Below are 18,767 nucleotides of genomic sequence, written 5' to 3' on the forward strand. Positions count from 1 at the left end.
CTGACTCCTAGGGGAGTAGCGTGAGACCGGAGACTACAGGCTCCGGCCACGCCCCAGGAAAGCATGCTGTTAAGGAAATTAATTATATGACTTATTTTAAATATTAATAAGTAATTCTATATTGTAAGACAAACGTTTTGAAAGGGATGAAGGAAATGGTAAATTTTGATGAACGCATCGACCGCAGTGGCATGAACGCTGTGAAATGGTCGAAAGATGTATTAGAAGCAAACTTTGGAGAACGCGACATGATTCCTCTATGGGTAGCCGACATGGACTTCCATGTCGATTCACACATTCAGAAAGCCGTTCAAGAGATGAGCGAGCACGGTATATATGGTTATAGTGGCTCAAATAAGCATAATATGGCCTTTAAACGTTGGGTTAAAGACCGCTTTGACTATAATATCCACCTAAATTGGATTCTCAACATGCCTGGTGTCGTGCCAGCAATTAATCTTGCGGTTCAAACTTTCACGAAACCGGGTGACGCTGTCTTAATTCAAGAGCCCGTGTATTATCCGTTCAGAATGGCGATTGAGAATAACGGCCGTCAAGTTGTGTCGAACGATTTAGTACGTCAAGAATCTGAGTATGTCATCGACTTTGATGATTTCGAGCGCAAAGTGAAAGACGATAAGACGAAACTCTTTATACTCTGTTCACCTCACAACCCCGTGAGCCGCGTGTGGCGCGAGGATGAACTACGCAAGATGATGGATTTATGTATCAAACACAACGTCCTCGTACTAGCCGACGAAATCCATAATGATCTTGTATTTAAGCCTAATCAACATCATATTTTACCTCGCCTTGAAAAGTCCTATGAGGATAACGTGGTGCTTTTTATGGCACCTTCAAAGACATTTAACCTTGCAGGGCTACAAATGTCACACGTCGTAATTCCAAACGAACAATTAAGATTACAATTTCAAGAGATGCAGTCCCGAATCGCGATAGGCCAACCAAATCCGTTTGCGATAGTAGGTACCATTGCTGCATACGAACATGGTGAAGCATGGTTAGAAGCATTGCTTTCATATTTAAAAGGCAATTTGGAATTCGTTCATGATTACGTTCAGAAACATATGCCTAAGGTTAAGCTTATCAACCATCAAGCAACATATTTACTTTGGATGGACTTTACGGAACTAGGCATTTCCGACAAAGCACTTCAAGATTATATTTATCACGAAGCTAAAGTCGCTTTAGATGGCGGTAGTTGGTTCGGTAAAAGTGGTGAAGGCTATATGCGTATGAATTTAGCCTCACCACGAGCTATGATCAAAGAAGCTATGGATAACATCTACAACACACTTCACAACAACCATTTAATATAAAAACACCCAATTGAGCCATTGAAATTAGAGCACTTAAATAAGCTATAAAAAAAGCAATTCCCTAACAGCTGACTCCTAGGGGCGGGGACCCGGCACTGAAATTTGCGTAAGCAAATTATCAAGCTATGCAAGCCGGGGCTATACCGTTGATCAAAGTAGCTAAGCTACTTTGTAAGCCCAACTAACAAACTTAAGTTTGAGTTGGGCTTTACAGGAAAGCATGCTGTTTAAGAGGATTGCTTTATTTTTTATCATTTGGGTTTATTAATGGCGTTATGCCGATTTAAATTTAGTTTGTCGCTTTTTTGTGTTTATTTTCAAGTAGTTTATCGATAATAAAGCCGATGATTGCGCAAACTAGGAACGGAATTGTCCAAGCTAAATCTAATTTCGCAAATGGCAACATTTCAAAGAATGATTTTAAACCACCTGAAAGTAACTTAAAGCTATTCAGTATTTGTAGAATTGAAATAAGTAGTGTCGGAATCATTGCGAGCGTATACGTCCATCTGAAACGTTCTTTAAACCACATGTTCACGAATGATACGAGCACGAGTACAATTGATACTGGATAGATAAATGTTAGTAATGGTACTGCGATTTTTAAGATCATATCTAATCCAAGTGTTGTAAATAAGAAACCTACAATTGAAAAGACCAATACGAACAATTTATAAGACATATTTGGAATGTACTTTTTCGCAAAGGCACTACATGCATTAACTAAGCCGATACATGTTGTAAGACAAGCTAAAATAACAGTTGTTGCGAAGATAACATCGCCAAAGCGACCAAACACACGTAATGAGTTGTACGTTAATAAGGGTTCTGTTGCAAAGTTAATTTTATAGTATAATTTTAACAAAAAAGGAGCGTTCTCTATGAATTATGGCTCTATAATAAATTCGGTTGGTGACCTCATTCGAGGTCATTAGCCGAATTATTTTTTGTACTAAAAGAACGCATTTATCTCTATAATTGTAAGTGACCAAACTAACAAAAAGGAGATAATGCGCCTGTGAATAATTTTATAACAGAACTCTTAAGATTGAAAGAACCAAATTTAGTCATCGAGGAAAAGACTGATGAAAAAGAAATAAAAGGAAGAATCTATATAATGCTTTATGGGGTTCTTCTTCCAAAGCTGATAAGTGTCAACACTGTGGTATCACTAATCATCAACGCACTATTATAAAGCATGGATTTCGAGTAATTAATGTTAAATTACCACGCCTAAGTGGGTTTCCATGTCTACTAGAATTAAAGAAGCAACGCTATTTGTGTCACAATTGTAATCGAACTTTTGTAGCTGAAACATCTATAGTAGATAAGTATTGTTGCTTATCTAACAACTTGAAAATGTTTATAGCTGACAAAGTTAGAGAAGTACGTTCCATTAAATCTGTTGCCGAATCTTGTTGTGTATCATCACCTACGGTGGTTCGAATCATTAAACAAACCGTTGATGAAATTAGACATAAAGTAGGTTCGCATTTGCCTGAGCACATTATGATGGATGAGTTCAAAAGCGTTAAAAATGTTGATGCTTCAATGAGTTTCATCTATTGTGACAGTACTTCTCATCAAATTATTGACATTGTCAGTGATAGAAGAAAGTTTAACCTCAAAAACTACTTCATGAAGTTTGATCTTTACGCAAGAAAGCGCGTTAAGACAGTATGTATAGATATGTATGAACCATACATGGATCTAATATCAGATGTTTTCCCTAATGCTTTAGTTATTATTGATAGATTTCATATCGTTCAGGCAATTAATCGTGAGATTAACCGTACCCGAGTTAAAGTCATGAATCAAGCTAGACGTAATAGGCGCCCACTTTACAATAAATATAAACGGTATTGGAAACTACTTTTAAAACCTAAGCTAAATCTTAACGCTATAAACTATAAATATCATCGATTATTCAAAACTTTAATTACTGAAAAAGACATCGTTTCGTACTTATTATCTAACGATAATACGCTCAATAACACTTACGAGATAGGACAAGAATTAATACTGGCATTGAAGCATAATGATATTGATTTATTTCGATCAGTACTGTATAAATCTCGTCAAAACCACATTTCAGAAGGTTTAATGAGAGTACTGCGATCATTTATGAAGTATTACCCTTCATATGTAATACTTTAAATCACCCTATGATAACTAACGGTCCGATTGAAGGCATAAATAATAAAATAAAATTACTTAAAAGAAATGCTTATGGTTATAGAAATTACGCAAACTTTAGAGACAGAATATTACTCATGTCACGCTTATATAAACTTAGACAAAGAAAAACACCTATGCATGAAGTAGCATAGGTGTAGAATGATTGCTTGAAGACTCCCGTGGCTCTGTGAGTAAGGGAGATCCAAGCGAAGCTTTAGCTCCCAACGAGCGCCACAGGAAAGCGAAAAGCAAATCATTCGTCTACGGTTTTACCAACCGAATTTGACGTAGAGCCTGAATTATTTTAGATATAAGCAATTTAATAAAGATGTAATAACTGTAGCCGTTGGCTATTACTTAAGATACGCGCTTAGTTATCGTGATATATCTGAAATACTAAGAGAACGCGGCGTTAACGTTCATCATTCAACGATCTACCGTTGGGTTCAAGAATATGCTCCTATTTTGTATCAAATTTGGAAGAAAAAGCATAAAAAAGCTTATTATAAATGGCGCGTTGATGAGACATACATTAAAATAAAAGGAAAATGGTGCTATTTATATCGTGCCATTGATGCAGATGGTCATACATTGGATATTTGGTTACGTAAGAAACGAGATAATCATTCAGCATATGCGTTTATTAAGCGACTTATTAAACAATTTGGTAAACCTCAAATGATAATTACAGACCAGGCACCTTCGACGAAGGTGGCAATGTCTAAGTTGATTAAAGATTTTAAACTTAATCCCGACTGTCATTGTACATCTAAATATCTTAATAACCTCATTGAGCAGGATCACCGTCATATTAAAGTGAGAAAGACGAGATATCAAAGCGTCAATACAGCAAAGAATACACTCAAAGGTATTGAATGTATTTATGGTCTATATAAAAAGAACCGTAGGTCTCTTCAGATCTACGGATTTTCGCCGTGCTACGAAATTAATCACATGTTGGCCAGTTAAGGGAATACTACCATGTTAAAATGATAATTAGTTATATTTTTTCTGACTTTGCAACAGAACCATAAAATGCTGATTAGCTACACTTTTTCTAACTTTGCAACAGAACCAATTAAAAGTATTTAGATATCTTCTTTTCTTAATCATTATTTCTCATAACTTTGCAATCCTTCAATAGGTAATGTTATAATTTAAATAACGAAAATGATTAACAATTAATGCACTAATCCCCACACTACTGCAATAGTGTGGGGATTTTTTCGATGCTGGCTTATAAAGTCGCTCATTAATTATTTGTTGCGTTTACTAAGCCAATAAGTATAATACGCAACAGCACAGCCACTGATGACTGGTGATATGATGTGAACGAAAATGATTAGCAAAGTAATGCACCTCCTCTCTGCGTCTAAATTGACGCCTGAGAGATAGGCGACCTGTATATTATATCATCTGTAATGGGTAAGTTACAGATAACTTCCGATAAGTCATTTTATGTTATATCTTTGCTTACTTTTATAGTATCAAGACAAGAAGAAACTCGTTTCAAAAACCCTTCTGATTTTTAGAGAAAAACTCTCTTATTTCATCGTCTTTAATAAAATAATATGCCATCTTTCCATCTTTATAAAAATCAAGCACCTCATTTTTATATAAAAGTCTTAAATGATGTGAAGTTGAAGCAATACTCATTTTCAATATCAAAGAAATATCACAAACACACAACTCATCTTCTTTAATCAAAGACAATATGATTTTCAATTTTTTCTCATCACAAATTTTTTCTAAAATATTAAGTAATTTCTTAGATTTATCATCTTCTAAAAAACTTAAAGCATTGTTAACTTTATCCTCATGTACACAGATCACATCACAAGCATTTTCATAACTCATATAAAATCGCACCCTAAATTAAAATATAAATCCTAAAATTGTTTGAATAGTATCATTTTCAATAATAATAAATAAACCTAAAGCTATATAAATAACAGCCATAATCCAACGACTAAATTTCTCAACAATTTCTCCAACTCCTGGAATATTAGATAATTTTTGTGCAGTAAATACCAAGAAGAAAATTAAAATTAAAAAGACAAACAAAGTAATTAAGGTTCTGTTGCAAAGTTGAAAAATAAATGTCTGAGCTCAATTTTAAAATAATACTTTGTGTTAACTTGTTAGCATGATGCTGATTTCATGGCATGGCGAAAATCCGTAGATCTGAAGAGACCTGCGGTTCTTTTTATATAGACCGTAAATACATTCAATACCTTTTAAAGTATTTTTTGCCGTATTGATACTTTGATATCTTGTCTTTCTTACTTTAATATGACGGTGATCTTGCTCAATGAGGTTATTCAGATATTTGGATGTGCAATGACAGTTAGGATTCAGTTTAAACGTTTTAATGACTTTAGCCATAGCGACCTTCGTTGAAGGTGCCTGATCTGTAATCACCTTTTGAGGTTTACCAAATTGTTTAATGAGACGTTTGATAAACGCATATGCTGCATGATTATCTCGTTGCTTACGCAACCAAATATCTAATGTATGCCCCTCTGCATCGATAGCACGATATAAATAGCTCCATTTTCCTTTATTTTGATGTACGTCTCATCAATACGCCATTTGTAATAAGCTTTTTTATGCTTTTTCTTCCAAATTTGATACAAAATTGGGGCATATTCTTGAACCCAACGGTAGACCGTTGAATGATGAACGTTTACACCACGTTCCCTTAACATTTCAGATATATCACGATAACTCAATGCATCTCTTAGATAGTAGCCAACGGCTACAGTGATAACATCCTTGTTAAATTGTTTATATCTGAAATAGTTCATACAGAAGACTCCTTTTTGTTAAAATTATACTATAAATTCAACTTTGCAACAGAACCTTTTTTAATAACTCTATTAGGAAACAATAGTTCATCTATTAGGTTCTTTTTCACCAGTATCTCTCGTTCAATTCTATCTTTGTCACAGATTTTGATTTTACTATTTTTTATTTTTTCCTCTAATAAAATAACCTCGAACGATCTGCTAATTTTTAATAAATATGCAGGAAAAGCTAATGTTAAGCATAATGTAATTAATTCATTTACATTGTTCATGTAACTTATAAAATAGATGAAAGTTGCTACTAGTGCTCCTAAAAATATAGTTATATTAAGTTCTACATCAAATATTTTAAAAATATCTGCTCTATTCATCAGTTAATCATCCTTTCAAGGTTTATTAATACTAATAAATTATTAGATATAGGTATATCATATTATTAATTTAAGAAATTGTCTTTTATAATTTTACTTAATAATAAAAAAGTAGAACCATTTAAAATTAATGGTTCTACTTTTTAACTATTACTAATTTTAAAAATAAACTAATCTACAATATCTAAAAATATATGTTTAGTACTATTTTTGTTTAGTTATATCAAGTGATTTGGGAATTAACAAATAGACAACTATTGAAATGATAATCATGATAATCCCACCTACTAAAGCAGTTGCTACAAAAGCATCATTAAATGATGTTACAGCCTCGTTTGCAAGCTGTTTTATCCCCGTAGCTTTAGCTACTTCGACAGCGCCCACTACAGATTCTTCAGCTACATGAGCTAAATCTCCAACTATACCTTTTGATGAAAAAGATGAAATATCTAAAAATACACGATAAAGCATAGAAGATAGGCTACCAAGTACTGCTACACCAAAAACATTTCCAAGGTCATACATAGACTCTTCAACAGCAGCTGCATTACCTGCTTTTGATGTAGGTGTTTCTAACATTATTAGAGCAGATGCAACTGCTAGTGAAGCCATACCAGCTCCAACTAAAATTAATGCTAAAGCCATTGTAGAATATGATAATGGATGACCAAAGAAATACATAATAAACATGCCAATGGCTGCAATTCCAATTCCGGAAGGTAACACTATTTTCGGTCCAAATCGCGCCGCTAATCCGGGTGCAATTGGTGCAAACACCATATCTCCTATTGCCATAGGTAATAGGTATAAGCCAGCTTTAAAAGGAGAAAGTTCTTCCACAACCTGTAACCATTGTGAAGCTAATAACAAAACAGATGCCATTGCAAACATTGTCATAAATGCAGCAATTGTACCAGCTGAAAATGATCTCTTTTTAAAAAGTCTTACGTCTAACATTGGATCAGAACTTGATAAATTACGTTTAACAAATATCACTATCATGGTAATTGCTAATACTATTACAACCCATGGAATAATATCTGCTAGTCCTTCTTTTGAAAATTCTTTGATACTCCATACCAGTCCAATCATGCCTGCAATTGATAAAATTGTAGAAGGAATATCCCACGAGTGAGACTTTTCTTTTGATAACTTAGACTCTGGTAATAAAAATAAACCTGCTACAACTGCTATTATCGCAAACGGTACATTAATTAAAAATGCCGAGTGCCATGAAAATTGCTCAAGTAAAGCTCCTCCGATAATTGGTCCAAAAACAGCACCTATCGATGAAGCGATTGACCATACAGCTAATGCAGTGGCCCTTTCTTTAGGGTTTTCAAAAATTACTCTTATCATTGAAAGAGTAGTTGGCATTATTAAAGCACCTGCAATACCAAGTAAAAATCGAATAGCTATTACGAACTCTGCACTTTCTGCGAAAAATATAGCTAATGAAACGAGGCCAAATAAAGCAAATCCAGTTAATAATGCTTTTTTTCTTCCCCATTTATCAGCAAAGGCACTCAATGGAATTATAAAGCCAGCTAAAACAAGAGAGTATATATCAACTATCCATAACTGTTGGGTACCAGAAGGCTCTAACTCTCTTACTAATTCCGGTAAAGCCATAATTAATATTGTCATATCCATTGTAACAACAAACAAACTAACAGCTAATACTACTAGTGCAGTCCATCTTTTTTTTGATGTCATCATATCAGTAGTTTTTGTAAAAAATGAAATCATTTAAGTTCCCTCCAACCCTTATAGACCGTGCGATCGGTCTATAAGGATTATAATCTATTTTTTTACATATTACAACAAAAAATCTTGCGAAATTTAAATGGCTGTATTGTGTTATACAATTATTCTTTGAATTTTTTGTGCTATCATTGATAGTACTTAATACTCATTAAAGGCGTGATGAACTTGAAAGATAAAATACTAGGTGTCGCAAAGGAATTATTTATAAAAAATGGATATAATGCCACTACTACTGGAGAAATTGTTAAATTATCAGAAAGTAGTAAAGGGAATCTTTATTATCACTTTAAAACAAAAGAAAATCTATTTTTAGAAATTTTAAATATAGAAGAATCTAAATGGCAAGAACAGTGGAAAAAGGAACAAATCAAATGTAAAACTAATAGAGAAAAATTTTATTTATATAATGAACTATCTTTAACAACCGAATACTATTATCCACTTCAAAACGCAATAATTGAATTTTACACTGAATATTATAAAACTAATAGCATTAATGAAAAAATGAATAAATTAGAAAACAAATATATAGATGCTTATCATGTAATTTTTAAGGAGGGTAATTTAAATGGCGAATGGTGTATTAATGATGTTAATGCTGTTAGTAAAATAGCAGCAAACGCTGTTAATGGAATTGTTACCTTTACACATGAACAAAATATTAATGAAAGAATTAAACTTATGAACAAGTTCTCTCAAATTTTTTTAAATGGACTTAGTAAATAATTATATATATATTCTTGAAATACCAATAAATATTATTTCTAAATTACGTTCGTTATTGAGACAAAATTTAATAGTACTACTACACAAAAAGAGAGTGCGAATTCGCACTCTCTTTTTGTGATAAATGAATGGTTAAGAAAATAATTCATCCACAGTTGTATCAAACAATCTTGCCAACTTAAATGCTAATGTCAATGTAGGATCATATTTATTGTTTTCTATTGCATTAATAGTTTGCCTAGACACTTTTAATTCTTTACTTAAAGTTTCTTGAGAAATTCCTTTTTGTTTTCTATATTCTCTAATTCTATTTTTCATTAATTTAACCTTTAGATGTATATTTTTTATTTGTAGTATAGTAATTAAACAGCATAAGAAATAGTGCTACAATTATAAAGAAAATTTCTGGATATTGAGAAAACCAAGATCCTTCAATACTTGGTGACAAACCTGTAAATTTAAGCACTAGTGTAAATAACATACAATATACAATCCAAATAAAACTTTTAGCCAGTATTTCAATAAACATTTTACGTTGTCTTTCATCGTATCGATCTTGTTGTCCTTTTTTATCTAATGTTTCTGAAGGTAAATATTTGTTAGTTATAGCCGTCCATAAACAAGAAAAAATTAAAATAATAATAAAAGGAATTAAATTCATTATAACACCTCATAAATGTAAAAAGTATTTGACATTTATGAGTGTAAATATTTTTGATACAAATGTCAAATACTTTTTACATTATAATATATTTTAAAACACCTTATTAGTAAAACAATTACTATATAGAAAGCTGCGAACTCGTACTCTTTTTTCTTGTATAATTATTAAAATCTCAATTCAATAATATGTTATGGAATTTGAGACACTGTGAGAGACGCTCATTTGCATTGACAATCAATTTATCAAGATAATCCCTTATCATGTTTAATTCTATAAACTGTTTGTCTTGTGATATTAACTTCTTTCGCAATCTTACTAATCGCTTTGCCTTCTTCTAACATTTCCACCACGCGATGATAAATAACACGTTTCTGTGGGTCTTTAGCATTTGGTGAATAAAGTAAAGGGCGCCCTTTATATACGCCTTTTTCCTTCGCAACTTGAATCCCTTGCGCTTGTCGACGTTTACTTTCATTTCTCTCTTGTTCTGAAACCATTGCTAATATTTGAATGATTAAATCTTTCATAAACTTATCCAGTAATGGATTGCCAATTACTTCATTCATCATAGGTAAGCTGGTAATCATTAACTGAACGTCTTTTTCTTTTAAATAATTCACAGTTTCAATAATTTCATCATAGTTACGTCCTAAACGATCAATAGATTCCACAACGAATCGATCTCCCATTCTGACAAAATTGAGTGCTTCTTGAAATACAGGTCTATTTTCCACTGACTTTCCCGACTGTTTCTCTGTAAAGATTTTCTCCACACCAAACGTCTTTAAATTATCCAATTGTCTTTCTAAATTTTGATCTATCGATGATACTCTCGCATAACCTATAATCATTCATCTTCACTCCATAATAAATATACACCCTAATCATACGTTTTAATTGTTATAATTTCAACAATTCTTTTTGTATGGTTAGGGTGTACCACAAGTAGACATATAGATAAATATTTTTTACTTTTTTGTGTCACTTTACTTGTTATATTAGAAATATTCACCTAATAAATGAGAAAAGGAGTACATTTAAAGAGTTTTGTTAGTATTAATTATTTTTCGTTTTTTAGTATAAATATTACATGATTTTTAACTTTGCAACAGAACCAAAAATTTATATTCCTGGCGTAATTTTTGTCTTAATAGACGCATTACTTCTCCTGTTTTATTTAATGAACTAACTACATCGTAAGTCTACGTACCAAATTATTTTCAGGTATACCATCATCACGAGGTTACCTGTTTTCTTATATATTCCCTTAATACACACTATTTTCACCAACATTTTTTCCAAAGTGTTGCATTTTCCAACGACTTAAAACTTTTAATGGTACCCGAACGTGGGTATAACTTGTTACATTATCAAATGTAACATTTTAAATATGCTTAATTTGAGGTATCGGTTTAATGTAATTGCTCACAAATCATCAACATACTACCCATACTTTAAGCGATATAAATTAATGAAATAGGGGGAAATGTCTTGGCAAAGCTATTATACAAACTAGGAAAATTTATAGCTAAGAACAAATGGCTAAGTGTTATAGGATGGCTTGTTATACTAGGTGTCATTATCACGCCATTAATGATAAACTCACCGAAGTTTGACAGTGACATCACTATGAACGGCCTTAAGTCATTAGACACAAACGATAAAATTAGTAAAGAATTTCATCAGGACAGTGAGAAAGCCTCGATGAAAATAGTCTTCCATTCTAATAAGAATGATGGACTCAATAATAAAGATACGAAGAAAGATATTGAAGATGCTTTAGACAATATCAGACAAAATGATGATTATATCCAAAATATCTCTAATCCATATGACAGTGGACAAGTTAACGATGAAGGCGATACCGCTATCGCTAACGTAAGTTATGTAGTTCCACAAACTGGATTAAAAGATTCTTCTAAACATATCATCGACAAAGAATTAAAAGATGTAACTGACAACCACAATGTGCAAATTGAAAAAGCTCAAGGTAGCTCTATGAATGCTGAAATTGGTGGTACATCAGAAATTGTCGGTATCGTCGTAGCATTCGTAATCTTACTTATTACCTTTGGTTCACTTATCGCAGCTGGTATGCCAATTATTAGTGCAATCATCGGTTTAGGTTCAAGTGTTGGTATCATCGCATTATTAACATATATCTTTGATATTCCAAACTTCACGCTTACACTAGCTGTAATGATAGGTTTAGCTGTTGGTATTGACTACTCACTCTTTATTCTATTTAGATTTAAAGAACTTAAGAAAAAAGGTGTCGATACTGTAGAAGCTATCGCAACAGCAGTGGGTACAGCAGGTAGTGCTGTAATATTCGCTGGTCTTACAGTTATGATTGCTGTTTGTGGTTTATCACTTGTAGGAATCGACTTCTTATCGGTTATGGGATTTGCTTCAGCGATTAGTGTGTTATTTGCAGTATTAGCAGCATTAACACTATTACCTGCCCTAATCAGTATCTTCCATAAAAGTATTAAAATTAAAGATAAACCATCTAAAAGTAAAGACCCTAAAGATCATCCTTGGGCAAAATTTATTGTTGGTAAGCCAGTTATCGCTGTTATTGTAAGTTTAATTATTTTAATTTTAGCTGCTATACCAGTCAGTGGCATGCGTTTAGGTATTCCAGATGATAGTTTAAAACCAACTGACTCATCAGAATACAAAGCTTATAAATTGATCTCAGATAATTTTGGCGAAGGTTATAACGGACAAATTGTCATGTTAGTAAATACAAAAGATGGTGGAAGTAAAAGCACTATCGAACGTGACTTAAATAATATGCGTAGTGATGTAGAAGACATTGATAATGTTGATACAGTTTCAAAAGCACAACTAACTGACAACAACAATTACGCATTATTCACAATCATTCCTGAAAAAGGACCGAACTCACAGTCAACAGAAAATCTAGTATATGATTTACGTGATTATCATAGCCAAGCGCAAGAAAAATATGACTATGACACTGAAATTTCAGGACAAAGTGTTATTAACATCGATATGTCAGAAAAACTAAACAACGCTATTCCAGTATTTGCAGGCGTTATCGTTGTATTAGCATTCGTCTTATTAATGATTGTGTTCCGTTCAATCTTAGTTCCATTAAAAGCAGTACTAGGCTTTATCCTTTCATTAATGGCTACATTAGGTTTCACAACATTAGTCATTCAACATGGCTTTATGGGTAGCTTATTTGGTATTGAAAACACAGGACCATTACTCGCATTCCTTCCAGTAGTCACAATTGGATTGTTATTCGGACTTGCCATCGACTACGAGCTCTTCTTAATGACACGTGTACATGAAGAATACAGTAAGACTGGCGACAATGATCATTCAATCCGTGTAGGTATCAAAGAAAGTGGACCTGTTATCGTAGCTGCTGCACTTATTATGTTCAGTGTATTCATCGCATTCGTCTTCCAAGATGACAGTGCAATTAAGTCAATGGGTATCGCATTAGGTTTCGGTGTGTTATTCGACGCATTCGTCGTACGTATGACATTAATTCCAGCATTGACGAAACTCTTTGGTAAAGCTTCATGGTACCTTCCTAAATGGTTAGGTGCAGTATTGCCAAACATTGACGTTGAAGGTAAAGCTTTAGAAGAAGATAATCATCACGACACATCTTCTGAAAAAGGTCATGTCAACGATAAAAATAATGAATACGCTAGACAAGACAAAGATAACTATGTTTATCAAAATGACAAACGTAACCACAATCGCAATTATAATGACGAAGATTATAACCGTTCTGTGCATTTAGATAATCATCATGACCAGCATCATCGCCAACATCATTATGATAATCAACGTGATGATATCGACTATGAATCACTTTATACTCAAGATGGCGACCATACTCATCATGATGAGCGTAATTATAATGATCGACACTATCAAGACAATTACGATAGAAACGATGATTATCATGATTCAAATTTCGATAAAACAACAAACTTATACAAAGAATTAACTGATAGCAATATTGATCAAGATGTATTATTCAAAGCATTAATGTTATACGCTCGTGAAAACAACAAAGGTGTTTACGATAGATATAACCGATCATCTCAACATCGTCATGATGACGAACTTAGAGACTAATATTAAAAAGGAGGAAACACGTTATGTTAAAACGACGTAGTTCGAAATTCTTAGGACTACTAGCCACACTAGCCTTAGCTATAGTGCTAAGTGCTTGTGGTAATAGTGGTAGCGGTAGTGGTTCATCAGACGATAGTCAAACATCACTTGGTAATAAAGAAATCGAAATACCTTATATCGCGAGTGATAATTCAACACCACGTTCACTAGTTATAGCAGAAGTATTGAAAAAAGCAGGTTATGATGTAACAACTACACCAGTAACAGCAAGTGGCCCGTTATATACTGCTGTATCAGAGAATTCTGATTCATTCCATGCATCAGGTATCTTCCCTACTACTGATAAAAGTTACTACGATAAGTTCAAAAGTAAATTAACAATTTATGATGATAAACATTTAATTGATAACGCAAAAGTAGGTTTAGCCGTACCTAAGTACGTGCAAGATGTCGACTCAATTAGTGACTTAAAAAACAGTGACTTCGGAAAATCTGTAGATTGGACAATTCAAGGCACAGACGCACGTAATGGCGTTATGCAAGAAACTAAAGATGAACTTGATAGTGACAACTTGGATAAATATAGCTTGAAAGAAAGTTCTGACCAAGACCAATTCAAGAAAATTCAATCTGCTTTTAAACAACAAGAACCTATCGTCTTCACATCAATGGAACCTAGTTGGTTCTCTAAAGAATTAGACGTTAAAATGTTGAAAGATCCTGACAACATTTATGGTAATAATAATCAACATATTGACTTAGTATTTAACAAAAACTTTAAAGAGGCACATCCAGCTGCATACACAATTGCAACACGTATGGCAGATGATTGGAGTAAATCTGACGAAGACAAATTAGCTAAAAAAATCTTTGTTGATAACAAAAATCCAGAACAAGTAGCTAAAGACTATGTGGATGATAATGATAATAAAGTAGATGAATGGTTAGAAGATATTGAGACTAACTAATTACAAAGTTAAGATAGACAAATAAAGAATATGCTCGTTTGGTGTAGCATATTTAAAACTCATAATGCAAATTTACAGTAGCAAACCAAGTTGAGAAGGCGCTTAAGACAAACTCTTCTCAATCGTAGCTATATTGCGAGGGAGTGAAACTAAACTCAGTTTCGCTCCTACTTTTTTATATCGCTCTTATAGTATTAAACGTTTCAAATAACTTATTTACTCTTTTTTTATAAACAAATTTAAACGTAGTATCAGTTGTTATGTTTGGAAAAATCAACTTTATTGTGATAAATTACTCTTATTACGTCAGGCTATCTGACTAGATTAAATAAATAGGAGAATCAGATAATGCCGTCAGCAAATCAAAAGCGTATGATTAAACATATTCATGAAACAGTGTTTATACTTTTACATGATTATCATTTTGATGAAATCACGGTTCAAAAAATATGTGATATTGCAGAAATCAACCGCAGTACGTTCTATAGATACTTCCAAGATAAATATGAATTACTCTACACTTTACCTGACTTTATTGCACAACAAATTATAGCTAAAGGTGACACATCAGCAGACATTACAACCTCTGAATCATTTGAAGACTTTATTTATTACATTTGTAATAATAAAAAGATTTTTAAGCATCTATTAGTTTCGTCTCGACAGGCAGATGTATTTAGAAGTTTAACGAATGTGGGTCGCGAAATGATGTTAAATAATTCAACTCGTAAGCGTGGCCCCTTAGCGCAAAAGATTAGAGAAAGTAAACATCCTGAAATTGTAGCTGATTTTTACAGTAGTGGCGTAATAGAAGTACTACGACGTTGGGTAGAAAATGACTATAACTATACAGTTGAAGAAGTGTTTGTAACATTAAATAATGTGCTTGAAACGTCATTATATTATTATGATAAATAAAAGCAATCTCACATAAATTAAGAGTGAGATTGCTTTTTTGTCATTTGCGTTTTTTAACGTCTACTGTCTTGTAAACCATAAAAATACTATTAGCTATGATTAATAATGCTAGAATGACCATTGGCCAAATACCTATATTAATCATATTAAATATGGTTCTGTTGCATTCCTCTACTAACCAGTGTTATAATCTACTTAACAAAGTTATTAAGCATAATACACCAATCCCCTCACTATCGGAAGTAGTGAGGGGATTTTTAGGTGTGACTATAGTCGCCTATTTTTTCTTATCGTTGCGATTGCGTAGCCAATGCGCAAATAATGCGACGATACAACCACTCGCTGCTGTGGTCATGATGTGAACAAAGTTATCAAGCATAATTACACCTCCTCTCTACGTCTATATTGACGCCTGAGAGATAGGCGACTTTTATATTATATCATCTTTGAATATGTGATAATAGCTAACTTCCGATAAGTCATTTTATGTTATATCTTTGCTTATTTTTATAGTATCAAGACAAGAAGAAACTCGTTTCACTCGTTTCAAAAACCCTTCTGATTTTTAGAGAAAAACTCTCTTATTTCATCGTCTTTAATAAAATAATATGCCATCTTTCCATCTTTATAAAAATCAAGCACCTCATTTTTATATAAAAGTCTTAAATGATGTGAAGTTGAAGCAATACTCATTTTCAATATCAAAGAAATATCACAAACACACAACTCATCTTCTTTAATCAAAGATAATATGATTTTCAATTTTTTCTCATCACAAATTTTCTCTAAAATGTTAAGTAATTTCTTAGATTTATCATCTTCTAAAAAACTTAAAGCATTGTTAACTTTATCCTCATGTACACAGATCACATCACAAGCATTTTCATAGCTCATATAAAATCACACCCTAAATTAAAATATAAATCCTAAAATTGTTTGAATAGTGTCATTTTCTATAATGATAAATAAACCTAAAGCTATATAAATAACAGCCATAATCCAACGACCAAATTTCTCAACAATTTCTCCAACTCCTGGAATATTAGCTAATTTTTGTGCAGTAAATACCAAGAAGAAAATTAAAATTAAAAAGACAAACAAAGTAATTAATAAATTAGTAACACTTAATGTCACAAAATAGGGAACAAATAAACCGATATTATCAGCACCACAACTTGCTATCGTAACAATTGCAATCGTACCAACTAATTTAGACAATCCTTTTTCATTCAATTCTTTTTTAGCTCTCTCTTCTCCGTCACTATCACCATAAATAGCCACTTTAATTCCTAAATAAATCGGTATTAACCCTAATAATCCTAATATCCATTTTTCAGGAACATAATTTAAGACAAAGGCAAAGAATAAACTTATGACAATCAATGCCACAGATCCTACATATTGACCAATATAAATATCTCGATATTCTTTCCTAGTCTTTGCTCTAGCAAAGAACATTAATAAAATCACTAATAAGTCTAATGCTGTCGCAATATAAAGAATAGCAGCAGTTACAATAGTCTGAATCATAATTACACCTCATTCAAAAATATTTTTGAATTTATTATAACTTATTTTTTAAATAATCATAGGTGCTTTATTCCAATTGCTTTATTGACGTTGAGCCTCGGAACCCTTAACAATCCCAAAACTTGTCGAATGGTCGACTTAATAGATCATGATGTGTCGACATTCGTCGATTTTATCTTAGTTTTAAGTAATTGTTGTTATAGCACAGATATAAAATTTAATACTACATCAAAATTTAACTGAGGTTTAAGCTACTAGTTTTTTGCTAGTAGCTTTTTTATTTATATATCCAATATATCTATTTTGTATTTTAAGAGGGTATTTTAAAGAATTAGGTATAAATCATATAGTTTTTTAACCTAAAAACATACATAAGTTCTTAAAACGCAAATATGAGCCAAATAAAGATATTGATTTGGAGCGTTCCCATGAAAATATTACGCTCAAAAATTGTGAAACCAAAAAATAAGCATAAGTCAGATATTCAATCTCCCGTTGATGAAACGGCAAAATATCCAATAAAAGATACAGATTATATGACAGATGATGAGGAAAAAGCAGGTGAGGAAGCTTTTAGTATTATTGCTTTATGGAATTGGGAACGTAGGAATTATTTTATTAAAAAATAGTTCAATAATCGGGCCATTTTGCGGTACAATGAATTGCCTTCTGCTACTAATATTAAAAACACTTTTTTGGAATACTAATACCCCCCTATGGTATAATTGTAAAACGAGAAAGAAGGAAAGGATTGACAAATTGTATGGGACATATGATGGGCGGAATGGGGTTCATTGGCATGATTTTTTGGATTATCATTCTTGGCTTGTTATTTTATGGTGTATATATATTAATTGCAAAAGCTTCAGAAAAACCAAAAGGTGTAAGATCAGATGATTCTTTACAAATTTTAAAGAAAAGGCTGGCTCAAGGGGAAATTAATGAAGATGAATATGAAAAATTAAAGAAAGTGTTAAAAAAAGATTAGGGATACTTTGAATGAAAGGGGAAATAAGCGATGAAAAAGAAGTTACCTTTAGTGCTGTCGTTTGTACTAGCTGGTTTAATCGTCATTGGACAAACTGGTTTTACCCAAGGTTCTGATTATGACCAGAGAATGGATAATATGATGAATGAATGCATGAACTTCATGCAGACCTTTGGTGATAACAACGAAAATAAGTAGTAAAGTATATAAAAACACAATAACTACAAGGCACTGAACCCTTAAAATGGGAACTTAATAAAAACACTATGTTCTAGGCTGCTAATTCTCTGTATTTTACAGGGGATAAGTAGCCTAGTTTTTGTTTAATTTGTTGTTCCATCATCATTTGTTGCATTTGCTCCATATTCATTTCGGGCAT

Annotated in this window: 21 protein-coding genes and 3 pseudogenes; 11 read left to right on the plus strand and 13 right to left on the minus strand. The window is 32.5% G+C overall.

The window, feature by feature from the left end:
* Positions 1 to 155: 155 nt before the first annotated feature.
* Positions 156 to 1,340 carry a MalY/PatB family protein gene (locus ACF3N8_RS03465; RefSeq protein WP_238094069.1) on the plus strand — a complete coding sequence of 395 codons (1,185 nt, stop codon included), beginning with the start codon at positions 156 to 158 and terminating at the stop codon, positions 1,338 to 1,340.
* Between the two features lie 289 nt (positions 1,341 to 1,629).
* On the opposite strand, the pseudogene ACF3N8_RS03470 reads toward ACF3N8_RS03465, so the two are convergent.
* A pseudogene (locus ACF3N8_RS03470) lies at positions 1,630 to 2,163 on the minus strand (branched-chain amino acid transport system II carrier protein); the annotation flags it as partial.
* Positions 2,164 to 2,531: 368 nt separating this feature from the next.
* Between ACF3N8_RS03470 and ACF3N8_RS03475 the strand changes: the two are divergent.
* From ACF3N8_RS03475 to ACF3N8_RS03485, 3 genes are all read left to right on the plus strand, one after another.
* Positions 2,532 to 3,497: an ISL3 family transposase gene (locus tag ACF3N8_RS03475; protein ID WP_392450422.1), complete on the plus strand. Its 966-nt coding sequence runs from the start codon at positions 2,532 to 2,534 to the stop codon at positions 3,495 to 3,497.
* Complete coding sequence (locus ACF3N8_RS03480) at positions 3,482 to 3,670, plus strand: transposase (protein WP_392450424.1); 189 nt, start codon at positions 3,482 to 3,484, stop codon at positions 3,668 to 3,670. Before ACF3N8_RS03475 ends, ACF3N8_RS03480 begins: the two co-directional genes overlap by 16 nt.
* Positions 3,671 to 3,812: 142 nt before the next feature.
* Positions 3,813 to 4,487, plus strand: coding sequence for an IS6 family transposase (locus ACF3N8_RS03485; protein ID WP_002512555.1), 675 nt, complete (start codon positions 3,813 to 3,815; stop codon positions 4,485 to 4,487).
* Positions 4,488 to 4,774: 287 nt separating this feature from the next.
* On the opposite strand, the gene ACF3N8_RS03490 is transcribed toward ACF3N8_RS03485, so the two are convergent.
* The 6 genes and pseudogenes from ACF3N8_RS03490 to ACF3N8_RS03515 form a co-directional block, all read right to left on the minus strand.
* A complete protein-coding gene (locus ACF3N8_RS03490) occupies positions 4,775 to 4,867 on the minus strand; it encodes a type I toxin-antitoxin system Fst family toxin (RefSeq protein WP_107508515.1) in 93 nt (30 codons plus the stop codon).
* A gap of 160 nt (positions 4,868 to 5,027) precedes the next feature.
* Positions 5,028 to 5,375, minus strand: coding sequence for a metalloregulator ArsR/SmtB family transcription factor (locus ACF3N8_RS03495; protein ID WP_002452612.1), 348 nt, complete (start codon positions 5,373 to 5,375; stop codon positions 5,028 to 5,030).
* Positions 5,376 to 5,393: 18 nt separating this feature from the next.
* A pseudogene (locus ACF3N8_RS03500) lies at positions 5,394 to 5,591 on the minus strand (cadmium resistance transporter); the annotation flags it as partial.
* A 60-nt stretch (positions 5,592 to 5,651) separates the two neighbouring features.
* Positions 5,652 to 6,325, minus strand: a protein-coding gene (locus ACF3N8_RS03505; protein ID WP_392450259.1) for an IS6 family transposase whose coding sequence is annotated in 2 segments (ribosomal slippage) — positions 5,652 to 6,082 and positions 6,082 to 6,325 — 675 coding nt in all. Because the reading frame shifts where the segments join, the coding sequence is not laid out codon by codon here.
* Between the two features lie 56 nt (positions 6,326 to 6,381).
* Positions 6,382 to 6,696 (minus strand): annotated as a pseudogene (locus tag ACF3N8_RS03510) (hypothetical protein); the annotation flags it as partial.
* Between the two features lie 204 nt (positions 6,697 to 6,900).
* Positions 6,901 to 8,445: a quaternary ammonium compound efflux MFS transporter QacA gene (locus ACF3N8_RS03515; RefSeq protein WP_000622776.1), complete on the minus strand. Its 1,545-nt coding sequence runs from the start codon at positions 8,443 to 8,445 to the stop codon at positions 6,901 to 6,903.
* Positions 8,446 to 8,622: 177 nt separating this feature from the next.
* Here ACF3N8_RS03515 and qacR point away from each other — a divergent pair, with 177 nt between their 5' ends.
* The gene (gene qacR, locus ACF3N8_RS03520) at positions 8,623 to 9,189 is read left to right on the plus strand and encodes a multidrug-binding transcriptional regulator QacR (RefSeq protein WP_001807342.1); all 567 of its coding nucleotides are present in this window, start codon (positions 8,623 to 8,625) and stop codon (positions 9,187 to 9,189) included.
* Positions 9,190 to 9,321: 132 nt separating this feature from the next.
* Here qacR and ACF3N8_RS03525 read toward each other — a convergent pair whose 3' ends face one another.
* From ACF3N8_RS03525 to ACF3N8_RS03535, 3 genes are all read right to left on the minus strand, one after another.
* Positions 9,322 to 9,507 carry a helix-turn-helix transcriptional regulator gene (locus tag ACF3N8_RS03525; protein WP_000797248.1) on the minus strand — a complete coding sequence of 62 codons (186 nt, stop codon included), beginning with the start codon at positions 9,505 to 9,507 and terminating at the stop codon, positions 9,322 to 9,324.
* Positions 9,508 to 9,511: 4 nt separating this feature from the next.
* Positions 9,512 to 9,850 (minus strand): hypothetical protein, encoded by a 339-nt coding sequence (locus ACF3N8_RS03530; protein ID WP_001049146.1) that lies wholly within the window; start codon positions 9,848 to 9,850, stop codon positions 9,512 to 9,514.
* 245 nt (positions 9,851 to 10,095) lie between these two features.
* Positions 10,096 to 10,704, minus strand: a complete 609-nt coding sequence (locus ACF3N8_RS03535; protein WP_000583528.1) for a recombinase family protein — start codon at positions 10,702 to 10,704, stop codon at positions 10,096 to 10,098.
* Between the two features lie 640 nt (positions 10,705 to 11,344).
* Here ACF3N8_RS03535 and ACF3N8_RS03540 point away from each other — a divergent pair.
* The 3 genes from ACF3N8_RS03540 (at position 11,345) to ACF3N8_RS03550 (ending at position 15,870) form a co-directional block, all read left to right on the plus strand.
* The gene (locus ACF3N8_RS03540) at positions 11,345 to 13,984 is read left to right on the plus strand and encodes an MMPL family transporter (protein WP_002449922.1); all 2,640 of its coding nucleotides are present in this window, start codon (positions 11,345 to 11,347) and stop codon (positions 13,982 to 13,984) included.
* 23 nt (positions 13,985 to 14,007) lie between these two features.
* Positions 14,008 to 14,952 (plus strand): glycine betaine ABC transporter substrate-binding protein, encoded by a 945-nt coding sequence (locus tag ACF3N8_RS03545; RefSeq protein WP_002454675.1) that lies wholly within the window; start codon positions 14,008 to 14,010, stop codon positions 14,950 to 14,952.
* Positions 14,953 to 15,300: 348 nt separating this feature from the next.
* Positions 15,301 to 15,870, plus strand: a complete 570-nt coding sequence (locus ACF3N8_RS03550) for a TetR/AcrR family transcriptional regulator (RefSeq protein WP_002449929.1) — start codon at positions 15,301 to 15,303, stop codon at positions 15,868 to 15,870.
* A 277-nt stretch (positions 15,871 to 16,147) separates the two neighbouring features.
* Here the strand turns inward: ACF3N8_RS03550 and ACF3N8_RS03555 are convergent, their stop codons facing one another.
* From ACF3N8_RS03555 to ACF3N8_RS03565, 3 genes are all read right to left on the minus strand, one after another.
* Positions 16,148 to 16,249: a type I toxin-antitoxin system Fst family toxin gene (locus ACF3N8_RS03555; RefSeq protein WP_002497230.1), complete on the minus strand. Its 102-nt coding sequence runs from the start codon at positions 16,247 to 16,249 to the stop codon at positions 16,148 to 16,150.
* 167 nt (positions 16,250 to 16,416) lie between these two features.
* Complete coding sequence (locus ACF3N8_RS03560) at positions 16,417 to 16,764, minus strand: metalloregulator ArsR/SmtB family transcription factor (protein ID WP_002452612.1); 348 nt, start codon at positions 16,762 to 16,764, stop codon at positions 16,417 to 16,419.
* 18 nt (positions 16,765 to 16,782) lie between these two features.
* Complete coding sequence (locus ACF3N8_RS03565; protein ID WP_001832940.1) at positions 16,783 to 17,400, minus strand: CadD family cadmium resistance transporter; 618 nt, start codon at positions 17,398 to 17,400, stop codon at positions 16,783 to 16,785.
* A gap of 428 nt (positions 17,401 to 17,828) precedes the next feature.
* Between ACF3N8_RS03565 and ACF3N8_RS03570 the strand changes: the two genes are divergently transcribed.
* From ACF3N8_RS03570 to ACF3N8_RS03580, 3 genes are all read left to right on the plus strand, one after another.
* Positions 17,829 to 18,029: a hypothetical protein gene (locus tag ACF3N8_RS03570; RefSeq protein ID WP_176744197.1), complete on the plus strand. Its 201-nt coding sequence runs from the start codon at positions 17,829 to 17,831 to the stop codon at positions 18,027 to 18,029.
* Positions 18,030 to 18,163: 134 nt separating this feature from the next.
* On the plus strand, positions 18,164 to 18,388 hold the full coding sequence (locus ACF3N8_RS03575; protein WP_070549436.1) for an SHOCT domain-containing protein: 225 nt from the start codon (positions 18,164 to 18,166) through the stop codon (positions 18,386 to 18,388).
* 30 nt (positions 18,389 to 18,418) lie between these two features.
* Positions 18,419 to 18,586, plus strand: a complete 168-nt coding sequence (locus ACF3N8_RS03580) for a hypothetical protein (RefSeq protein ID WP_176744196.1) — start codon at positions 18,419 to 18,421, stop codon at positions 18,584 to 18,586.
* Positions 18,587 to 18,767 lie beyond the last annotated feature (181 nt).

It is taken from the genome of Staphylococcus massiliensis, from assembly GCF_043186315.1.
Classification (GTDB): Bacteria; Bacillota; Bacilli; order Staphylococcales; family Staphylococcaceae; genus Staphylococcus; species Staphylococcus massiliensis.